The organism is Azospirillum oryzae (assembly GCF_900177515.1).
GTDB classification, from domain to species: Bacteria; Pseudomonadota; Alphaproteobacteria; order Azospirillales; family Azospirillaceae; genus Azospirillum; species Azospirillum oryzae_A.
Genome location: NZ_FXAK01000007.1, coordinates 2,263,801 through 2,279,372, shown reverse-complemented (window position 1 = coordinate 2,279,372; position 15,572 = coordinate 2,263,801). Strand labels below are relative to the sequence as shown.

General features: G+C 67.7%; 16 protein-coding genes. 9 read left to right on the top strand and 7 right to left on the bottom strand.

Going from position 1 to position 15,572, the window contains the following annotated elements:
• Nucleotides 1–169: 169 nt before the first annotated feature.
• The 3 genes from B9N97_RS23230 to B9N97_RS23220 all read left to right on the top strand — a co-directional run bounded on the left by B9N97_RS23230 (nucleotide 170) and on the right by B9N97_RS23220 (nucleotide 3,592).
• Nucleotides 170–994 carry an MBL fold metallo-hydrolase gene (locus B9N97_RS23230; protein WP_085090059.1) on the top strand — a complete coding sequence of 275 codons (825 nt, stop codon included), beginning with the start codon at nucleotides 170–172 and terminating at the stop codon, nucleotides 992–994.
• A 22-nt stretch (nucleotides 995–1,016) separates the two neighbouring features.
• Entirely contained in the window at nucleotides 1,017–2,246 is a 1,230-nt protein-coding gene (locus tag B9N97_RS23225; RefSeq protein ID WP_085090058.1) for an SLC13 family permease, read from the top strand.
• Between the two features lie 125 nt (nucleotides 2,247–2,371).
• Complete coding sequence (locus B9N97_RS23220) at nucleotides 2,372–3,592, top strand: HD-GYP domain-containing protein (RefSeq protein WP_244560857.1); 1,221 nt, start codon at nucleotides 2,372–2,374, stop codon at nucleotides 3,590–3,592.
• Between the two features lie 12 nt (nucleotides 3,593–3,604).
• Here B9N97_RS23220 and B9N97_RS23215 read toward each other — a convergent pair whose 3' ends face one another.
• The 3 genes from B9N97_RS23215 to B9N97_RS23205 form a co-directional block, all read right to left on the bottom strand.
• Nucleotides 3,605–4,144, bottom strand: coding sequence for a DedA family protein (locus B9N97_RS23215; protein ID WP_280174800.1), 540 nt, complete (start codon nucleotides 4,142–4,144; stop codon nucleotides 3,605–3,607).
• Nucleotides 4,145–4,368: 224 nt separating this feature from the next.
• Complete coding sequence (locus tag B9N97_RS23210) at nucleotides 4,369–4,839, bottom strand: hypothetical protein (protein WP_085090055.1); 471 nt, start codon at nucleotides 4,837–4,839, stop codon at nucleotides 4,369–4,371.
• Nucleotides 4,840–4,976: 137 nt separating this feature from the next.
• A complete protein-coding gene (locus B9N97_RS23205) occupies nucleotides 4,977–5,489 on the bottom strand; it encodes a putative toxin-antitoxin system toxin component, PIN family (RefSeq protein WP_085090054.1) in 513 nt (170 codons plus the stop codon).
• Between the two features lie 128 nt (nucleotides 5,490–5,617).
• Between B9N97_RS23205 and B9N97_RS23200 the strand changes: the two genes are divergently transcribed.
• Both B9N97_RS23200 and B9N97_RS23195 read left to right on the top strand, forming a co-directional pair.
• Nucleotides 5,618–5,977, top strand: coding sequence for a response regulator (locus B9N97_RS23200; RefSeq protein WP_085090053.1), 360 nt, complete (start codon nucleotides 5,618–5,620; stop codon nucleotides 5,975–5,977).
• Nucleotides 5,978–5,982: 5 nt separating this feature from the next.
• Nucleotides 5,983–6,624, top strand: coding sequence for a chemotaxis protein (locus tag B9N97_RS23195; protein ID WP_085090727.1), 642 nt, complete (start codon nucleotides 5,983–5,985; stop codon nucleotides 6,622–6,624).
• Between the two features lie 169 nt (nucleotides 6,625–6,793).
• Here B9N97_RS23195 and glyS read toward each other — a convergent pair whose 3' ends face one another.
• From glyS to B9N97_RS23175, 4 genes are all read right to left on the bottom strand, one after another.
• Nucleotides 6,794–8,881, bottom strand: coding sequence for a glycine--tRNA ligase subunit beta (gene glyS, locus B9N97_RS23190; RefSeq protein WP_085090052.1), 2,088 nt, complete (start codon nucleotides 8,879–8,881; stop codon nucleotides 6,794–6,796).
• Between the two features lie 4 nt (nucleotides 8,882–8,885).
• The gene (locus B9N97_RS23185; protein WP_014248542.1) at nucleotides 8,886–9,782 is read right to left on the bottom strand and encodes a glycine--tRNA ligase subunit alpha; all 897 of its coding nucleotides are present in this window, start codon (nucleotides 9,780–9,782) and stop codon (nucleotides 8,886–8,888) included.
• Nucleotides 9,783–9,898: 116 nt separating this feature from the next.
• On the bottom strand, nucleotides 9,899–10,180 hold the full coding sequence (locus B9N97_RS23180) for a hypothetical protein (RefSeq protein WP_085090051.1): 282 nt from the start codon (nucleotides 10,178–10,180) through the stop codon (nucleotides 9,899–9,901).
• A 124-nt stretch (nucleotides 10,181–10,304) separates the two neighbouring features.
• A complete protein-coding gene (locus B9N97_RS23175) occupies nucleotides 10,305–10,754 on the bottom strand; it encodes a hypothetical protein (RefSeq protein WP_085090050.1) in 450 nt (149 codons plus the stop codon).
• Between the two features lie 339 nt (nucleotides 10,755–11,093).
• Between B9N97_RS23175 and B9N97_RS23170 the strand changes: the two genes are divergently transcribed.
• The 4 genes from B9N97_RS23170 (at nucleotide 11,094) to B9N97_RS23160 (ending at nucleotide 15,563) form a co-directional block, all read left to right on the top strand.
• The gene (locus B9N97_RS23170) at nucleotides 11,094–11,666 is read left to right on the top strand and encodes a GNAT family N-acetyltransferase (RefSeq protein WP_085090049.1); all 573 of its coding nucleotides are present in this window, start codon (nucleotides 11,094–11,096) and stop codon (nucleotides 11,664–11,666) included.
• A 127-nt stretch (nucleotides 11,667–11,793) separates the two neighbouring features.
• The gene (locus B9N97_RS23165) at nucleotides 11,794–12,369 is read left to right on the top strand and encodes a hypothetical protein (RefSeq protein WP_143266825.1); all 576 of its coding nucleotides are present in this window, start codon (nucleotides 11,794–11,796) and stop codon (nucleotides 12,367–12,369) included.
• Nucleotides 12,370–12,895: 526 nt separating this feature from the next.
• Complete coding sequence (locus B9N97_RS35160) at nucleotides 12,896–14,140, top strand: hypothetical protein (protein WP_167393346.1); 1,245 nt, start codon at nucleotides 12,896–12,898, stop codon at nucleotides 14,138–14,140.
• Nucleotides 14,141–14,309: 169 nt separating this feature from the next.
• Nucleotides 14,310–15,563 (top strand): YcaO-like family protein, encoded by a 1,254-nt coding sequence (locus B9N97_RS23160; RefSeq protein ID WP_244560855.1) that lies wholly within the window; start codon nucleotides 14,310–14,312, stop codon nucleotides 15,561–15,563.
• Nucleotides 15,564–15,572: the final 9 nt, after the last annotated feature.

Genomic DNA, 15,572 nt, shown 5'->3' with positions numbered 1-15,572 from the left:
TCGAAAGGCAGGACGATTGGCGGGGTCGCTTCCTGTGAAGCGGCCCCGTCCGTTTTTCGGCGATCATTCCTTGCCGAACGTCCACCATCGTGTACATACCGAAGGATCGCGCTAAACTCGCCGTCCAAAGGGGTTGGAACGGTGCATCGTTGCGCCTGGAGGCGGGGGTATGGGGTTTTCAGTCACCTTCTGGGGGGTGCGCGGCACGATTCCCTGCCCGATGGCCTCGCATCTGGGTTTCGGCGGCAATACGTCCTGCGTCGAAGTGCAGGCGGGAAAGCAGCGGATCATCATCGATGCCGGCACCGGACTGCGGATGCTGGGCCGCAAGCTGCTGGCCGAGGGGGTGACCAGCGCGACGCTGCTGCTGAGTCATACCCATCTGGACCATATCAGCGGTTTTCCCTTCTTCGCGCCGGCCTACACCAAGGGGTTCGACCTGCGGGTGATCTCCGGCCATCTGACCGGCAGTCCCGACATCGAATCGGTGATGGCGCGCCAGATGGAACGGCCGCTGTTCCCGGTGCCGCTGCGCACCATGGGCGGCAATCTGAGCTTCCTGGAGGTGCCGCCCGGCCACAGCTTCAAGCTGGAGGGTGGGGTGCGCATCCACACCGCGGCGCTGAACCACCCCGACGGCGCCACCGGCTACCGGATCGAGTATCAGGGCCGGTCGGTGGCCTATGTCACCGACACCGAACATGTGCCGGACCAGCCCGACCGCAACATCCTGAACCTAGTCGATGGCGTCGATCTGCTGCTCTACGACTCGACCTACACGGACGAGGAGTGGGCGCAGCGGGTCGGCTGGGGCCATTCCACCTGGATGGAGGCGGTGCGGATCGCCCGCGCGGCCCATGTGAAGACGCTGGGCCTGTTCCACCATGATCCCGACCACGACGATGCCGCCATGGAACGGATCGAAGCGGCGGCCAAGGCGGAGTTCCCGAACTGCTTCGCCGCGCGCGAGGGAACCACCATCTCCCTCGACTGACCTTCCCTGCGCATCGGGCATTATGACCGCCACCATCCTGATTCTGTTCACCGCCACCTATCTGGGCATGGCGCTGGGGCGCTTTCCCGGTCTCAGCATCGACCGCACCGGTATCGCGCTGGTCGCGGCGATCCTGCTGCTGGCGACCGGGGCGCTCGACACCACGCAGCTGGTGGCGGCGGTCGATTTTCCGACGATCTTCATCCTGCTCGGGCTGATGATCCTGTCGGCGCAATATGCCGGCAGCCGATTCTACGACTGGTGCGCGCTCCGGGTCGCACGGGCGGCGCGCTCGCCGGCGCGATTGCTGGCGGTGATCGTGCTGGTCGCCGGCGGCCTGTCGGCGGTGCTGGCGAACGACGTGGTCGTCTTCGCGATGACGCCGATGCTGTGCCTGGGCCTGCAGGCGCGCAAGCTGGACCCACGGCCCTACCTGATCGCGCTGGCGGGGGCGGCCAATGCCGGATCGGCGGCCACGCTGATCGGCAACCCGCAGAACATTCTGATCGGGCAGATCGGACACCTCGATTTCTGGCGTTTCCTGGCGGTCTGCGGCGGCCCGGCATTGGCGGCCATGGCCATCGTCTACGGCACCGTCTGGATAGTCTGGCGCGGGCGCTTCGGCATGCCGCAGGAGGGCGGGGCGCCGGTGGCGTCGGTGGCGCTCGACCGCTGGCAACTTGGCAAGGCGGTGGCGGCGACGCTGGTGCTGCTGGTGCTGTTCACCCGCGACATCCCGCAGGAACATGCGGTACTGCTGGTTGCCGGCGTGATGATGATCAGCCGGCGCATGGCAAGCCGCGACATGCTGGGGATGGTCGACTGGCATCTGCTGGTGCTGTTCGCCGCACTCTTCGCCATCAACCACGCGCTGGGTCTGACCGGAATCCCGGCGGCGCTGGTCGGCGACCTGCAGGCGGCGGGATGGCTGCCCGACCGGCTGGCGGTGATGCTGCCGCTGGCGCTGGCGGGCAGCAACAGCATCGGAAACGTCCCGGCGGTGATCCTGCTGCTGGCTGCCTGGCCGTCGCCGCCGGAGGGGGCGCTTTACGGTCTGGCGCTGCTGTCGACCCTGGCCGGCAACCTGCTGCTGCCGGGCAGCCTCGCCAACATCATCGTGGCGGAGCGGGCGGCGGCGGCCGGTGTCCGGCTGGGATTCATTGAGCATGCCCGCTGCGGCGTGCCGATGGCGCTGCTGTCGATGGCGCTGGCGGCGGTCTGGCTGTGGGCCGGCGGATGGATGGGGCTGTGACGCGTCGTCTGTGACCTGTGATCAGTGCGTGACTTTCGGATCTGCAAGCCCCTTCTGCCGGGTGCGACAAATAGGGTACTCTGTTCGCGCAACGCCGTATGTGCGTCGGGGTGGGGGGGAGCGCTGTGGGTCTGGTCGGCCAATTCCTTGAATTTATCGAAAGTGCGCCGAACCAGTCGCTGCGATCGCTCAGCGATCGGGTGCTGCGCAAATGCCGCGACCTGACGGGAGCGGAGGCCGGCACGGTCTTCATGCTGCGCGGGCAGGGACGGCATCGGCATCTGGAAGCGGTCAGCGCCCAGAACGACGTGATCCGTGCCAAACCGACGCTGTTTTCCGTGCCGGTGAGCCAAACCTCCATCGTCGGCTATGTCGCGGCGACCGGCGAGACGCTGCTGCTGGAGGATGCCTACGCCATCCCGGCGGATCGGCCTTACAACTTCAACCCCGCCTTCGACCAGCGCACCGGCTTCCGCACACGGTCCATCATGGCCTTCGCGCTTAAAGGATTCCGCGACCGGCCGATCGGGGTGGTGCAGTTGATCAACCGCCGGCCGGTGGAGGGTCCGCCCGCCTTTCTGCCGGAACACGAGCAGATGATCGCACCGGTCAACCACATCGTCGGCCGGGCGCTGGAGCGGGCGGCGACGCTGGAGCGGCTGACCGAGCGCAATCGTGCCCTGACCCGGGAGCGCCGACGCGTCGCCGAACTTCAGGCGGAGACGGAGCGCGCCTTCATGGTGTCGGTCAATCTGCTGGCCCGCGCCGCCGAGGTGCATGACGAGGACACCGGCAACCACATCCTGCGCGTCAACGAATACTCCCACGCGCTGGCGACCTGGGCCGGCTGCAGCCGCGCCTTCTGCCACGAGATCCGCTTTTCCGCCGCTCTGCACGATGTCGGCAAGATGAGCGTCGATCAGGCGGTGCTGCACAAGAAGGGCAGGCTCGACGACCGCGAACTGGCGGAGATGCGGCGCCATCCGGTCTATGGCCACGACATCCTGGTGGCGTCGGATCGGTTGAAGATGGCCGCCGAGATCGCGCTGTACCACCACGAGCAATGGGCCGGAACCGGCTATCCCCATGGCCTGAAAGGGGAGGAGATCCCGCTGGCCGCCCGCATCGTCGCCATCGCCGACTGCTACGACGCGCTGCGCAGCGCCCGTCCCTACAAGCCGTCATTCAGCCACCAGAAGGCGGTCGACATCCTGCTGAACGGTGACGACCGCCTGGACCCCAGGGTCCATTTCGACCCGCGCCTGCTGTCGCTGTTCGCCGGCCGCCATGCGGAGTTCGATGCGATCTGGGAGCGGTTGAAGGATCAGGAGACCGTCACCGCCTGAGAGGCCGGCGGATCACTCCGCCGGATTGGTCGCTGCGAGCGCGCGGCGGCGGACCCAGCGGAAGCTCTTGATCGCCAGCCACAGGCCGCCGATGGCAAGCCCGGACAGCAGCAGGATCTTCGGCCCGTCCTCGCCGATGGCGGCGGCGGCTTCACCGAACAGGTAACCGGCACCGGCAAAGCTCCAGGCCCAGATGCCGGCGGCGATGAAGTTCCAGAACAGGAAGCGCGACCACGGCATGCCGGAGGTGCCGATGGCGACGGACGCGATGTTGCGCACGCCATAGAGGAAGCGGAAGACCAGAATGAAGGCGACGCCGTACCTCTCCAGCCAGTTCAGGACCCTGCAGGCATGGGCATCGGCGGACGGAAAGCGTGCCAGTGCCTTTTTGCCCCAGCGGCGACCCAGCCAGAACCACACCTGATCGCCCAGGAAGCTGCCGATCCATACCGAACCGACCAGCCAGTAGAGATTGACGATGCCAAGTTTGGCGCCCATCCCACCGAAGATTACAAATGTTTCACCTTCAAAAAAGGCCCAGATAAAGGCCATCGGGTAAAAGGCGTTCCCCCATTCCTGCAACCAAGTGATCCAGTCCAAAGCCCCCTCCGGGAGACGTCGCTTGTGGGTTCGGCGGGCCCGGTGGCGCTTTGTAACCGCTATATTGTGCGATGCGGCATGTAGAGCGTGGGCTGGGACAGATCATGACATAAAGTCGCGCCGTTTGTCTCGGAAACTTTATTGACTAAGGGGCTGCCCCAACAGCGGAGCGTGCCTCAGAAATCATCGCCGGACAATTCGCCGACCGCCTGCCGGGCGGCGCGCAGAAGGGCAGGGTTGGGCTCCATCGGGACTTCCCCATCCTCGCCGTCGGCATCGCTGCGGTCGGGGGCGGCGCGGCGTTTCAGTTCGCGCGCCGCCTCGATCAGCAGATGGGCCAGCCGCTGGTCGGGCAGCGCCTGCACCAGCGCCCGAAGCTCGGGGTTGGACAGTGCGGCCGGATCGAAGGCCGGCGGCGGCGGCGGAGGAGCGGGCGGGGCGAGCGGCAGGGTCGCGATATTGGACGCTATGGCCGCCGTCATCGCCGCAACCCTGGGCAAGGGGGCGGCCTCCCGCACCACATCGACCGCGACCTGGGCGGCCATCGTCGAGGATGTGGCGCCCGATGCGGCAGCCCGGGCCCGGCGCGGCTTGCGCGCCGGTTCGGTCTCCGGCAGATCGTCGAACAGAAGCCGTTGGACGCTCATCGCTGCGGTTGCCCCCTGCGCTCCGCCAATATCGCCGGCGCTTCGTGCGCAGGCCATTCCCTGTTCACCCGCGGTTTGCGGTGTGTTCTCTTTTCATTCTAGGAAGAGCGTCGGGTTTGTCGAGCGGATTCTGCCGGCTATATCCGACGGCCATTCCTGGGAGCATTCGGGAGAGCCAGCGCCTCCAGGAAGCGTTCGGGCCGCAGCACCCGCGTTTCGGCGGCGCGGCGCACCGACAGAAGCTGGCGGTCGACCGTTACCAGCCAGGGCACCGATCCGCCCACCGCCGCCGCCAGGAACATGTCGTCCTCCGGATCGCGGCACAGGCGCCCGACCGCGGCGGGGGCGACCAGCGTCATCTCCCCGCTGATGCGATCCAGGAAGGCGCGGCGATCCGCCGCGGGGGTGTAGCGGTCGAAGGTCGGGCGCATCAGCACCTCCTCCAGTTCCGCCAGCGTTTCGGTGCTGCCGACGAGGCCCCGGTCGGCGCGCACCCGTTCAACGCAGCGGCGGATCGCGTCGTGCCGGCGTGCCGCGGCATCGCCAAGCAGCGCATAGGCGACCAGGATGTTGGTGTCGAGCACGGCCCGGATCGGCGTCGGCGCCGAAGGGCGAACCGCGTCGGGGTCGGTGTTGTCGCGGCTGAGCATTGATATATTGCTGGACCATCGCGGTTGAAGTTGTCGGGGCCAGTGCGAAGCGTCTGTTGTGGGCAGGGGCGCTTTGCGGTAAGAAGCCCGCAAGGTGTGAACGGAACCTTTAGGACGGAAGTATCGGCATGACCAGCATCCTCGTCGTCGACGACAGCCGACTTGCGCGCAACATGGTCTCCAGCGTCATCGCCTCTCTGCGGCCTGACTGGACCATCGTCACCGCGGCCAGCGGCGAAGAGGGGCTGGAGATCGTCGGAGAGGTGCCGCCGGTCGCCGCCATCGTCGATTACAACATGCCGGGCATGGACGGGCTGCAGCTGGCCGAGCGACTGAAGGAGCGTTTCATCGGCCTGCCCATCGGCCTGCTGACCGCCAACGTCCAGGACGCGCTGAAGCGCAAGGCCGAGGCGCTGGGCGTCCGCTTCATCGCCAAGCCGATCACCTCGGACAAGATCCGCGAGTTTCTCGCCGCGGCCGGGCAGTGACGCCGATGGCCGACTCCACATCATCCGGCCCGGCATCGGACGACCCGCTCCGCCTCGACGCCGACGAGGCCGACGCCATCGCCGAGCTGTTCAACATCGGCATGGGCGAACCGGCCGCCGCGCTCAGCTCCATGCTGGGCGAGGAGGTGCATCTGTCGGTGCCGTCCTTCGCGGTGTCGACCCGCGCCCGCATCACCAGCGAGGTGGGCGGCGAGCTGGAGGGCGACCAGCCGGTCTGCGCCGTGCGCGGCGCCTTCACCGGCCCGTTCACCGGCGAAGCGATGCTGATCTTCCCGGAACGCGGCACGCTGGCCCTGGTCGGCCGCCTCGTCCCCGTCGATCCTGCCGCCAAGGCGCCGGGCGAGATGGAGCAGGATGCGCTGACCGAGATCGGCAACATCATCCTGAACGGCTGCCTCGCCAGCCTGTCCAACCTGATCGGCGGCGAGCTGTCGGGGGCCGTTCCCGGCTATGGCACCGGCGCGCCGTCGGCGGTCATCGGATCCGCCACCGATCCGGTGCTGTTCGTGCGCATCGACATGGCGCTGGCCGCCGGCGATGCCAGCGGTCACGCGCTGTTCCTGCTGGACATCGCGTCGCTGGACGCCTTCCGCGAGGCGATCCGGCGGGCTTTGGCAGGGTTGTGAGAGAGGAGTTGAAGGGGGGGTGAGGTTTTTGCCCCCTCCCTAACCCTCCCCCGCGTACCGCGGGAGAGGGGACTGCCGCTGTACTCTTGCAAAGCTCCAACCCCCTCCACCGCCAAAGGCGGGGGAGGGATGGGGAGGGGGCAAAAGCGGGGGCGCCCACCCCCAAGCCTCACCCCTCGATCTTCGAGAAGTCGGCCACCGCGTTCAGCGTGGTGCGGATCTGAGTCAGCAGGCGCAGGCGGTTGGCGCGCAGGTCCTTGTCCTCCGCGTTCACCGTGACCTTGTCGAAGAAGGCATCCACCGGGCCGCGCAGTTTCGCCAGCGCCGCCATGGTGCCGGTGAAGTCCTCCGCGTCCAGAAGCGGCTTGGCGGTGGCCGAGGCCTCGTTCAGCGCGGCGAACAGCGCCTTTTCCTCGTCCTGGGCCAGACGGTCGGCGTCGACCGGCTGGTCGAAGCTGGCGCCGTCCTTCTTCTCCTCGATGCGGACGATGTTGGAGGCGCGCTTGTAGGCCGCTGCCAGGTTGGCGCCCTCCTCGGAGCCGACGAAGGCCTGCAGAGCCTTCACCCGCGCCAGCAGCCGCACCAGATCGTCCTCGCCGCCAAGAGCGAAGACCGCATCGACCAGATCGTGACGCACGCCCTTCTCGCGCAGCACCACCTTCAGGCGGTCGGCGAAGAAGGACATCAGGTCGCCGCCGACGCTGCCGGCCGGGGCGAAGCCGCTGACCGTGTAGGCGCCATGGGCCGCAGCGAAAATCTCCGACAGCTTCACGCGCAGCCCGTTCTCCAGCACCAGCCGGATCACGCCCAGCGCGGCGCGGCGCAGCGCATAGGGGTCCTTCGAGCCCGTCGGCTTCTCGTCGATGGCGAAGAAGCCGACCAGCGTGTCGATCTTGTCGGCCAGCGCCACCGAAACCGAAACCGGCGCGGTCGGGCAGCTGTCGGATGGACCCAGCGGCTTGTAATGGTCGGCAATCGCGTTGGCGACGTCGGCGCTCTCGCCCTGGCCCAGCGCGTAGTAACGGCCCATGATCCCCTGCACCTCGGGGAACTCGCCGACCACTTCGGTCACCAGATCGGCCTTGCAGAGCAGGGCGGCGCGGCTGGCGGCGTCGCTGTCGGCACCGATGGCGCGGGCGATCTCGGCGGCCAGCAGCTGCACGCGGGTGACCTTCTCGGCCACCGTGCCCAGCTTGGCGTGGAAGGTGATCTTCTCCAGCGCCGGGACGCGGGCTTCCAGCTTGGTCTTGCGGTCCTGGTCCCAGAAGAACTTGGCGTCGGACAGGCGGGCGCGCAGAACGCGCTCGTTGCCGGCAACCACGGCCTTGCCGCCGTCCAGCGTCTCGGTGTTCGCCACGACGATGAAGCGCGGGGCCATCCGGCCTTCGGCGTCCAGCACGGCGAAATACTTCTGATGGGTGCGCATGGAGGTGATGAGGACCTCCGACGGCACGTCCATGAAGCTCTCGTCGATGCCGCCCATCAGCACGACCGGCCATTCGACGAGGCCGGCGACCTCCTCCAGCAGCGCGTCGTCGGGCGACAGGGTCAGGCCCTGCGCGGCGGCCAACGCCTCGGCATCGGCCTTGATCTTGGCCTTGCGCTCCTCGCGGTCGAGCACGACCTTGGCGGCCAGCAGCTTCTCCTTGTAGTCGGCGAAGCTCTCCACCGTGAAGGCGTCGGGCGCCAGGAAACGGTGGCCGCGGGTGACGTTGCCGAAGGCGACGCGGCCCTGGGTGCCGCCGATGTCATAGCCGCCGTCGAGCACACGCCCGCCGAACAGCGCGATGATCGAGTGCAGCGGGCGGACCCAGCGCACGGTGCCGGTGCCCCAGCGCATCGATTTCGGCCAGGGCAGTTCGGCCATGGCGGCGGGGATGATCTCCGCCAGCACCGCTGCGGTCTCGCGGCCCTTCTTCTCGGTCACCGCGAAATAGAACACGCCTTTGCCGGTGTCACGCTGCTCGCACTGGTCGAGGCTGTCGAGGCCGGCCGACTTCAGGAAGCCGGCGACCGCCTGCTCCGGCGAGCCGACGCGCGGACCCTTCTTCTCCTCGCGCACGTCGGCGGTGCGCTCCGGCAGCCCGTCGACCACCAGGGCCAGACGGCGCGGGGTGGAATGCGCTTCGGCCTTGGCGAAGGTCAGGCCGTTCGCCGCCAGCTTGTCGGTGACGAGGCGCTTCAGGTCGTCGGCGGCCCGCGCCTGCATGCGGGCGGGGATTTCTTCGGAGAAGAATTCGATCAGGAGTTCGGTCATTGGATTACTTCGCCCCCGTCCAGACTTCACAGCAGGCCTTGGCCAGCGTGCGCACGCGGCCGATATAGGCGGCGCGCTCGACAACGCTGATCACGCCGCGGGCGTCCAGCAGGTTGAACAGATGCGACGCCTTGATGCACTGGTCATAGGCGGGCAGCGCAAGGTTCTGCGCGACCAGCGCCTGGCACTCGGCCTCGGCGTCCTTGAAATGCTGGAGCAGCATGTCGGTGTTGGCGAACTCGAAATTGTGCTTCGAATATTCGACCTCGGCGCGCTTGAACACGTCGCCGTACTTCACGCCCTGGCCGTTGAAGTCCAGGTCGTAGACATTCTCCACGCCCTGCACATACATGGCGAGGCGCTCCAGCCCATAGGTCAGCTCGACCGCGACGGGGTCGCATTCGATGCCGCCAACCTGCTGGAAATAGGTGTACTGCGTCACTTCCATGCCGTCGCACCACACTTCCCAGCCCAGGCCCCAGGCGCCCAGCGTCGGGCTTTCCCAGTCGTCCTCGACGAAGCGGATGTCGTGCAGCGCCGGGTCGATGCCGATGGCGCGCAGGCTGTCCAGGTAAAGCTCCTGCGCGTTGGCCGGCGAGGGCTTCATGATGACCTGGTACTGGTAGTAATGCTGCAGGCGGTTCGGGTTCTCGCCATAGCGGCCGTCCTTCGGCCGGCGCGACGGCTGCACATAGGCCGCCTTCCAGGCATCCGGACCCAGCGCGCGCAGCGTGGTCGCCGGGTGGAAGGTGCCGGCGCCGACCTCCATGTCGTAGGGCTGCAGGATGACGCAACCCTGCTCCGACCAGAACTGGTGGAGCTTGAGGATCAGGGCCTGGAACGACAGGCCGCGGCGGTCGGCGGAGTTTCCGCCGTCGGAAGTCCCGATCTGGGAGGCCATGGACGGTCCACAATAGAAATGTTGAAAACGCGCCGCACGATAGGCGGGTGGGACCGTCAAATCAAGCCGCAGCGCGGAGCGCGGTCAGAGCGCAGCGCGGCAGACCGCTCCCGCCGTCAGCGTCCGTAGGGGCAGGCCGGGCGGCCGCAGGACACGGCGGAGCGGGGAGCGACATAGGCGCCGCATTCCGGACATTTCTCCATATCCTCCGCCTCCATGGCGGGGGTGTGGGTACCGGAGTCGCGCGAAGAGGCGCCGGCGGCATCGCGCCGTCCATCCGGGCGGCGGGCGGCGGTGCGGGCGCGGCCGATCTCCTGAACGCGGTTGACCCAGCGCCAGCCGTACCAGACCGCGCCGATCACCAGCGCAAGGAGAATAATCTTGGACAAGGATATCATCGCCGGCAACCCGTCTGATCTCCCGGGCATTCAGCCCGCGGGTGACGGGAAGTCAAGAGAATAGGGTGGGGACGGAAAAGGCGGGACCGCCGCAAAGGGGAGGCGGCGGTCCCGTCCGGCCGCGTTACTTGGCGGCGACCGCCGGGCGCCAGCTGTAGACCGGAACGACGCCGTAGGTGCGGGTCATGTCGGCCTGCCGCACGCTGCGCACCAGCACTTCCGCACCGGTCGCGACGCGGATGTCGGTGCCGAGCAGGCCGCAATCCTCCGGCACGATGTTGACGCACTGGGTGGCGTCGACCCGGGTCAGCACGATGTCGAAGGGCAGGCCATTGCGGGCATAGACGCCGAGCAGCCCGGGGGCGGAGGTCGCCGTGCGCAGCGTCACCACCCCGGCCGGCAGCGCGCGGTCGCTGGGCGCGGTCGGACGCTGGTTGTGGCTTTCGTCCCACACGGGCTGGCCCGAGGAATCCAGCTTGGACTGGGCTGCGGCGCCGCCGCTGAAGCCGGTGAGGGCCAAGGTTGCGCCGCTCATCGCCGTCAGGGCCAGAACCGCCATCCGAAACCGCGACATCGTCGTACTCCGTTCTTGTGTCCGTTCTTCTTGTCCCCCACGGTCGCGGGACCGGGAGGCGCGCTACTATATGGGATGCCGGAGGCGCCGCCACCCTAGCCCAGAACGCCTAGGGTTTTCCGCTTAGATGAAGGGGTAGTACCGACAGTTCGCTCTGGACGGACGGCTGATGCCTGTGAATTATGATTCGTCCATGCGTTGTTTGTCACGGGGCTGCTATGTGTCTTCGGTTGTCGGTTATCCTCGATCTGCGCGCGACGCCAAGGATCCTCATAAGGCATATTCCCGGCCTGGGTTGGCCCTTTTCCCGGTGCTTTCCATTCGGCGATGGTGGCATCCATGGGTGAACCGGTGCTGGAAACCGCGCGCCTGATCCTTCGGCCCACGCGCGCGGAGGACTTCGACGCATGGGCTGCGATGATGACCGATCCCCAGGCGACCGTCTTCATAGGCGGCCTGCAGTCGCGGTCCGTGGCGTGGCGTGGATTCGTCGGCATGGCCGGTGCCTGGGCGATCCAGGGCTTCGGCATGTTTTCGGTGATCGAGAAGGCCAGCGGCCGGTGGGTGGGACGGGTCGGCCCATGGGTGCCGGAAGGCTGGCCGGTGACGGAGGTCGGCTGGGTTCTTCCGCGCGAATGCTGGGGGCGCGGCTATGCGATGGAAAGTGCCGTCGCGGCCATCGACTGGGTGTTCGACCATCTCGGCTGGACCGAGGTCGTCCATTCGATCCACCCGGACAATGCCGCCTCCCAGGCCGTGGCGCGCCGTCTCGGTTCCCGGATCCGCGGGTCGGGCCTTCTGCCTGAACCGATGGTCCCCGCCGAGGCCGATTTCTGGCGCCAGACGCGGGAGGAGTGGTTCGGCGACGGTCGCGCCCAGGCAGTCCGGTCGCTGCAGCGCCGGACCTGCTGATCGGAAAGCCTGTCGGTAGCAATATTCCCGAGCAACGCAACTTTTTAACTTGTTCGAGACTGAGTCTTCACAGTACCGTCGTCATGCCCGCTGGACCCGACCGGCATGAATGATGGAGGCGATGAACATGGCCGACTCGACGGCTCTCGATCTCTTGAAGTCCCTCGCTACCGACCATGGCTTTCGCAGCCAGCTGCAATCTCTCGACGCACGGGGGAAGCGCGATCTTCTCCAGCGTTGCGGCTTCGGAACGCTGACGGCGTCCGACATGCGCACGGCCGCAGCGAACGCCTTCGGCGCGCAAGCGGAGGCTGCCGTTTCCCACCTCGTTCCGAGCGCAGGCGTGGTGAACGCCGTTGCCGCCAGCGCGTCCGCGATCGAGACCGCTGACGGCCGGGCGCTGGCTCCGCTGCCTGTGGCGATGAGCGCGTCCGCGATCGAGACCGCTGATGGCCGTGCGCTGGCGCCGACGCTTGTGGCGATGAGCGCGTCCGCAATCGAGACCGCTGATGGCTATGCGCTGGCTCCGCTGCCGGTGGCGATGAGCGCGTCTGCGATCGAGACCGCTGACGGCCGGGCGTTGGCTCCGACGCATGTCGCTGCCAGCGCGTCAGCGATTGAAACCGTCGATGCTCATGTGATGGCGTCGTTCAACGCGAACTTCAGCCATGCATCGGCCTCTGCTTATCAGAAGGCCGCCTGAATCCAGGGGCGGTAGTGGATGGGCTGGCTGAAGCAATGTCGAGTTGCTCCAGTCAGCCTGCCGCTTTCGTCTTTGCGTAGTGCGGCTGTTGTTCAACACAATCCGATTGATGCGTCGTGTTTTCTTCGCGGATTGGCGGAGTTTCCGTCACATGCCGCACCAGCCGCCCAATATTAAATTTGTGCGCGATTTGTCGGAAGCTGCAGGATTTTGGTAGAAATTTGCCCGATTGCCTATGCTATTGGTTTAGCCGTTGCTCAACGATAGTAACAATCATATTGGCAGTCCCGTTGCAGGAGGGGCCAAATGGCCAGCGAACAGGCTCTTGACCTTATAAAGCGTCTCGCCACCGATGGCGGATTTAGGGATCAGTTGAACACGTCGGATATTGCCGGCAAGCACGCCCTTCTTGCGCAGGGCGGTTTCGCCGGAGTAACGGCGGAGGATGTGCGCTCTGCCGCGGCCGAGGCATTCGGCAATCTGTCGGACGAGACGGGTGTCGCAACCGTCGCTGAATCGATTGCGAATGCAGCGTCGGCTGTTTCGCTGGCGGGCGTTGCGCTTCCGTCCTTTGCCGGCGCGGGCATGGCCGGGCACGCCACTGCAGGTGCTGCCGGCACCGCCGGGTTTGCTGCCGCTGGCGCTCCGTCTCCTGCGGCCGGCGCTGCCGGTACGGCTGGCTTTGCCGCGGCGGGGGCTCCGTCGCCTGCGGCCAGTGCTGCCGGTATGGCTGGCTTCGCTGCGGCCGGTGCTGCCGGCACGGCCGGGTTCGCCGCGGCTGGCGCTCCGTCTCCTGCGGCCGGCGCTGCCGGTACGGCTGGCTTCGCCGCGGCGGGTGCTGCCGGTACCGCCGGGTTTGCTGCGGCTGGCGCTCCGTCGCCTGCGGCCAGCGCTGCCGGTACGGCTGGGTTCGCCGCGGCGGGTGCTGCTGGCACGGCCGGGTTTGCCGCAGCCGGTGCTCCGTCTCCTGCGGCCAGCGCTGCCGGCACGGCTGGGTTCGCCGCGGCGGGTGCTGCTGGCACGGCCGGGTTTGCTGCAGCCGGTGCTCCGTCTCCTGCGGCCAGCGCTGCCGGCACGGCTGGGTTCGCCGCGGCGGGTGCTGCTGGCACGGCCGGGTTTGCTGCAGCCGGTGCTCCGTCTCCTGCGGCCAGCGCTGCCGGCACGGCTGGGTTCGCCGCGGCGGGTGCTGCTGGCACGGCCGGGTTTGCTGCAGCCGGTGCTCCGTCTCCTGCGGCCAGCGCTGCCGGTACGGCTGGGTTCGCCGCTGCTGGCGCCCCGTCGCCTGCGGCCAGCGCTGCCGGTACGGCCGGGTTCGCTGCGGCTGGCGCTCCGTCGCCTGCGGCGAGCGCTGCCGGCACGGCCGGGTTCGCTGCGGCTGGTGCTCCGTCTCCTGCGGCCAGTGCTGCCGGTACGGCCGGGTTCGCTGCGGCTGGCGCTCCGTCTCCTGCGGCCAGTGCTGCCGGCATGGCTGGCTTCGCCGCGGCGGGTGCTGCCGGCACCGCCGGGTTTGCTGCGGCTGGCGCTCCGTCGCCTGCGGCCAGTGCTGCCGGTATGGCCGGCTTCGCCGCGGCGGGGGCTGCCGGCACGGCCGGGTTCGCTGCAGCCGGTGCTCCGTCGCCTGCGGCTAGCGCTGCCGGCACGGCCAATCCGGCGGCGACCGACGACGACACGCCGATCAAGTCGTGATGTCGTGGGGGCCGGCGTTCTCGCGACGTCCGGCCCCCGCGTCATGCTGGTTCCGCAGAGTTGGCTATTGCCGACGGCGGCGTGACGATCAATGCTGACGTCTCTATCCGAACCGGCCGCAGCCGAGGGCCAAGACCGCACCCATGCCAGTCAACGCTTCGTTCGATCAAAGCCGCCCGGCATCGCCGCCTTCGGCCGTGCCGCAGTTCGGTGTCTCTCCCGTTCCGAATGGGACGGCGCCTTTCGGCATAAGGTTGGGCGATACCGTCCACCATGCGGCCAAGCGCTTCTTCCTGGGCACTCATCGCACGTCGACGCCGGAAGAGACGCTGGCCCGCATTTCTCCCCATTTCGCGCGCTGCGGAATCACCCGGCTGGCCGATGTCACCGGGCTGGACCGGCTGGGCATCCACACGGTGCTGGGCCACCGTCCCAACAGCCCCACCTTGTCGGGCAGTGCCGGCAAGGGGTTCAGCCTTGCCGCCGCCACCGTGTCGGCCGCGATGGAAGCGATCGAGTTCCACCACGCCGAAACGCTGCAGCTTCCTTATCTTGAGGTCAGCTGGAACCAGCTGCCCGCCGACGGGCGCATCCCGCTCGACCGGATTCCCGGCACCAAGGGCGGGGCTTTCCGTCCCGACAATCCGGAGTTCTGGACCTGGGGCTGGGATCTGATGAACGGACGCCCGGTCGCCGCGCCGTGGACCTCCGTCGGTCTTTACAGCAACCCGGTCGCCCGGCCGGGCCTGCGCAGCTTCTATGCGATGGGGACCAACGGACTGGCCAGCGGCAACCACATCCTCGAGGCGATCGCCGCCGGCCTCTACGAGGTGATCGAGCGCGACTCGGTGGCGTGCTGGCGCTATGCCAGCGACGTGCTGCGCATGCCGATGCCCCGGGTGGACCTGTCGACCATCGATGCGCCCTCCGTACTCGATCTGCTGCGCCGGTTCGATGAAGCCGGGATCCGCCCGTTGCTTTACGATGTCACCAATGACATGGGGGTGCCGAGTTATCTGGCGATGGTGTATGACCGGGACGTCCGCAAGACCGGCATGCATCGCGGTTACGGCAGCCATCTGGAGCCGGCGGTCGCCATGTGCCGGGCCCTGACCGAGGCGGTGCAGTCGCGACTGGTGCTGATCGCGGGATCGCGGGACGACTTTTTCCGCCGCGACCTGATCCGCAACCAGAACGCCGACGGCACGGCGGAGATCGCGGCGCTCGAAAGCGCTCCATGCACTGTTGACGGCCGGCGCCATGCGAACCTCTCGACGCCGACCTTCGAGGGCGATATCGCGATACTGCTGGGCGTCCTGCGCCGGTCCGGCATCGATCAGGCCCTGGTCTTCGATCTGACCCAGCCGGAGATCGGCATTCCGGTCGTGCGGGTGGTGGTGCCCGGCCTGGAAGGCTATCTCTTCGACTTCTATACCCCGGGCCCACGCCCCCTGGCCTTCGCCAAGGCATTGCAGGCGCAGGCCGGCCGGGTGGGAGCGGTCGCATGAACAGGATGG

Coding starts and splice junctions, on each gene's coding strand:
- B9N97_RS23175 (WP_085090050.1), bottom strand. CDS start 10,754: ATGTCGCGGTTTCGGATGGCGGTTCTGGCCCTGACGGCGATGAGCGGC.
- B9N97_RS23210 (WP_085090055.1), bottom strand. CDS start 4,839: ATGAGCGTCCAACGGCTTCTGTTCGACGATCTGCCGGAGACCGAACCG.
- B9N97_RS35160 (WP_167393346.1), top strand. CDS start 12,896: ATGCAGCGTCGGCTGTTTCGCTGGCGGGCGTTGCGCTTCCGTCCTTTG.
- B9N97_RS23185 (WP_014248542.1), bottom strand. CDS start 9,782: ATGGCCTCCCAGATCGGGACTTCCGACGGCGGAAACTCCGCCGACCGC.
- B9N97_RS23215 (WP_280174800.1), bottom strand. CDS start 4,144: ATGGCCTTTATCTGGGCCTTTTTTGAAGGTGAAACATTTGTAATCTTC.
- B9N97_RS23230 (WP_085090059.1), top strand. CDS start 170: ATGGGGTTTTCAGTCACCTTCTGGGGGGTGCGCGGCACGATTCCCTGC.
- B9N97_RS23205 (WP_085090054.1), bottom strand. CDS start 5,489: ATGCTCAGCCGCGACAACACCGACCCCGACGCGGTTCGCCCTTCGGCG.
- B9N97_RS23225 (WP_085090058.1), top strand. CDS start 1,017: ATGACCGCCACCATCCTGATTCTGTTCACCGCCACCTATCTGGGCATG.
- B9N97_RS23170 (WP_085090049.1), top strand. CDS start 11,094: ATGGGTGAACCGGTGCTGGAAACCGCGCGCCTGATCCTTCGGCCCACG.
- B9N97_RS23180 (WP_085090051.1), bottom strand. CDS start 10,180: ATGATATCCTTGTCCAAGATTATTCTCCTTGCGCTGGTGATCGGCGCG.
- B9N97_RS23165 (WP_143266825.1), top strand. CDS start 11,794: ATGGCCGACTCGACGGCTCTCGATCTCTTGAAGTCCCTCGCTACCGAC.
- B9N97_RS23195 (WP_085090727.1), top strand. CDS start 5,983: ATGGCCGACTCCACATCATCCGGCCCGGCATCGGACGACCCGCTCCGC.
- glyS (WP_085090052.1), bottom strand. CDS start 8,881: ATGACCGAACTCCTGATCGAATTCTTCTCCGAAGAAATCCCCGCCCGC.
- B9N97_RS23200 (WP_085090053.1), top strand. CDS start 5,618: ATGACCAGCATCCTCGTCGTCGACGACAGCCGACTTGCGCGCAACATG.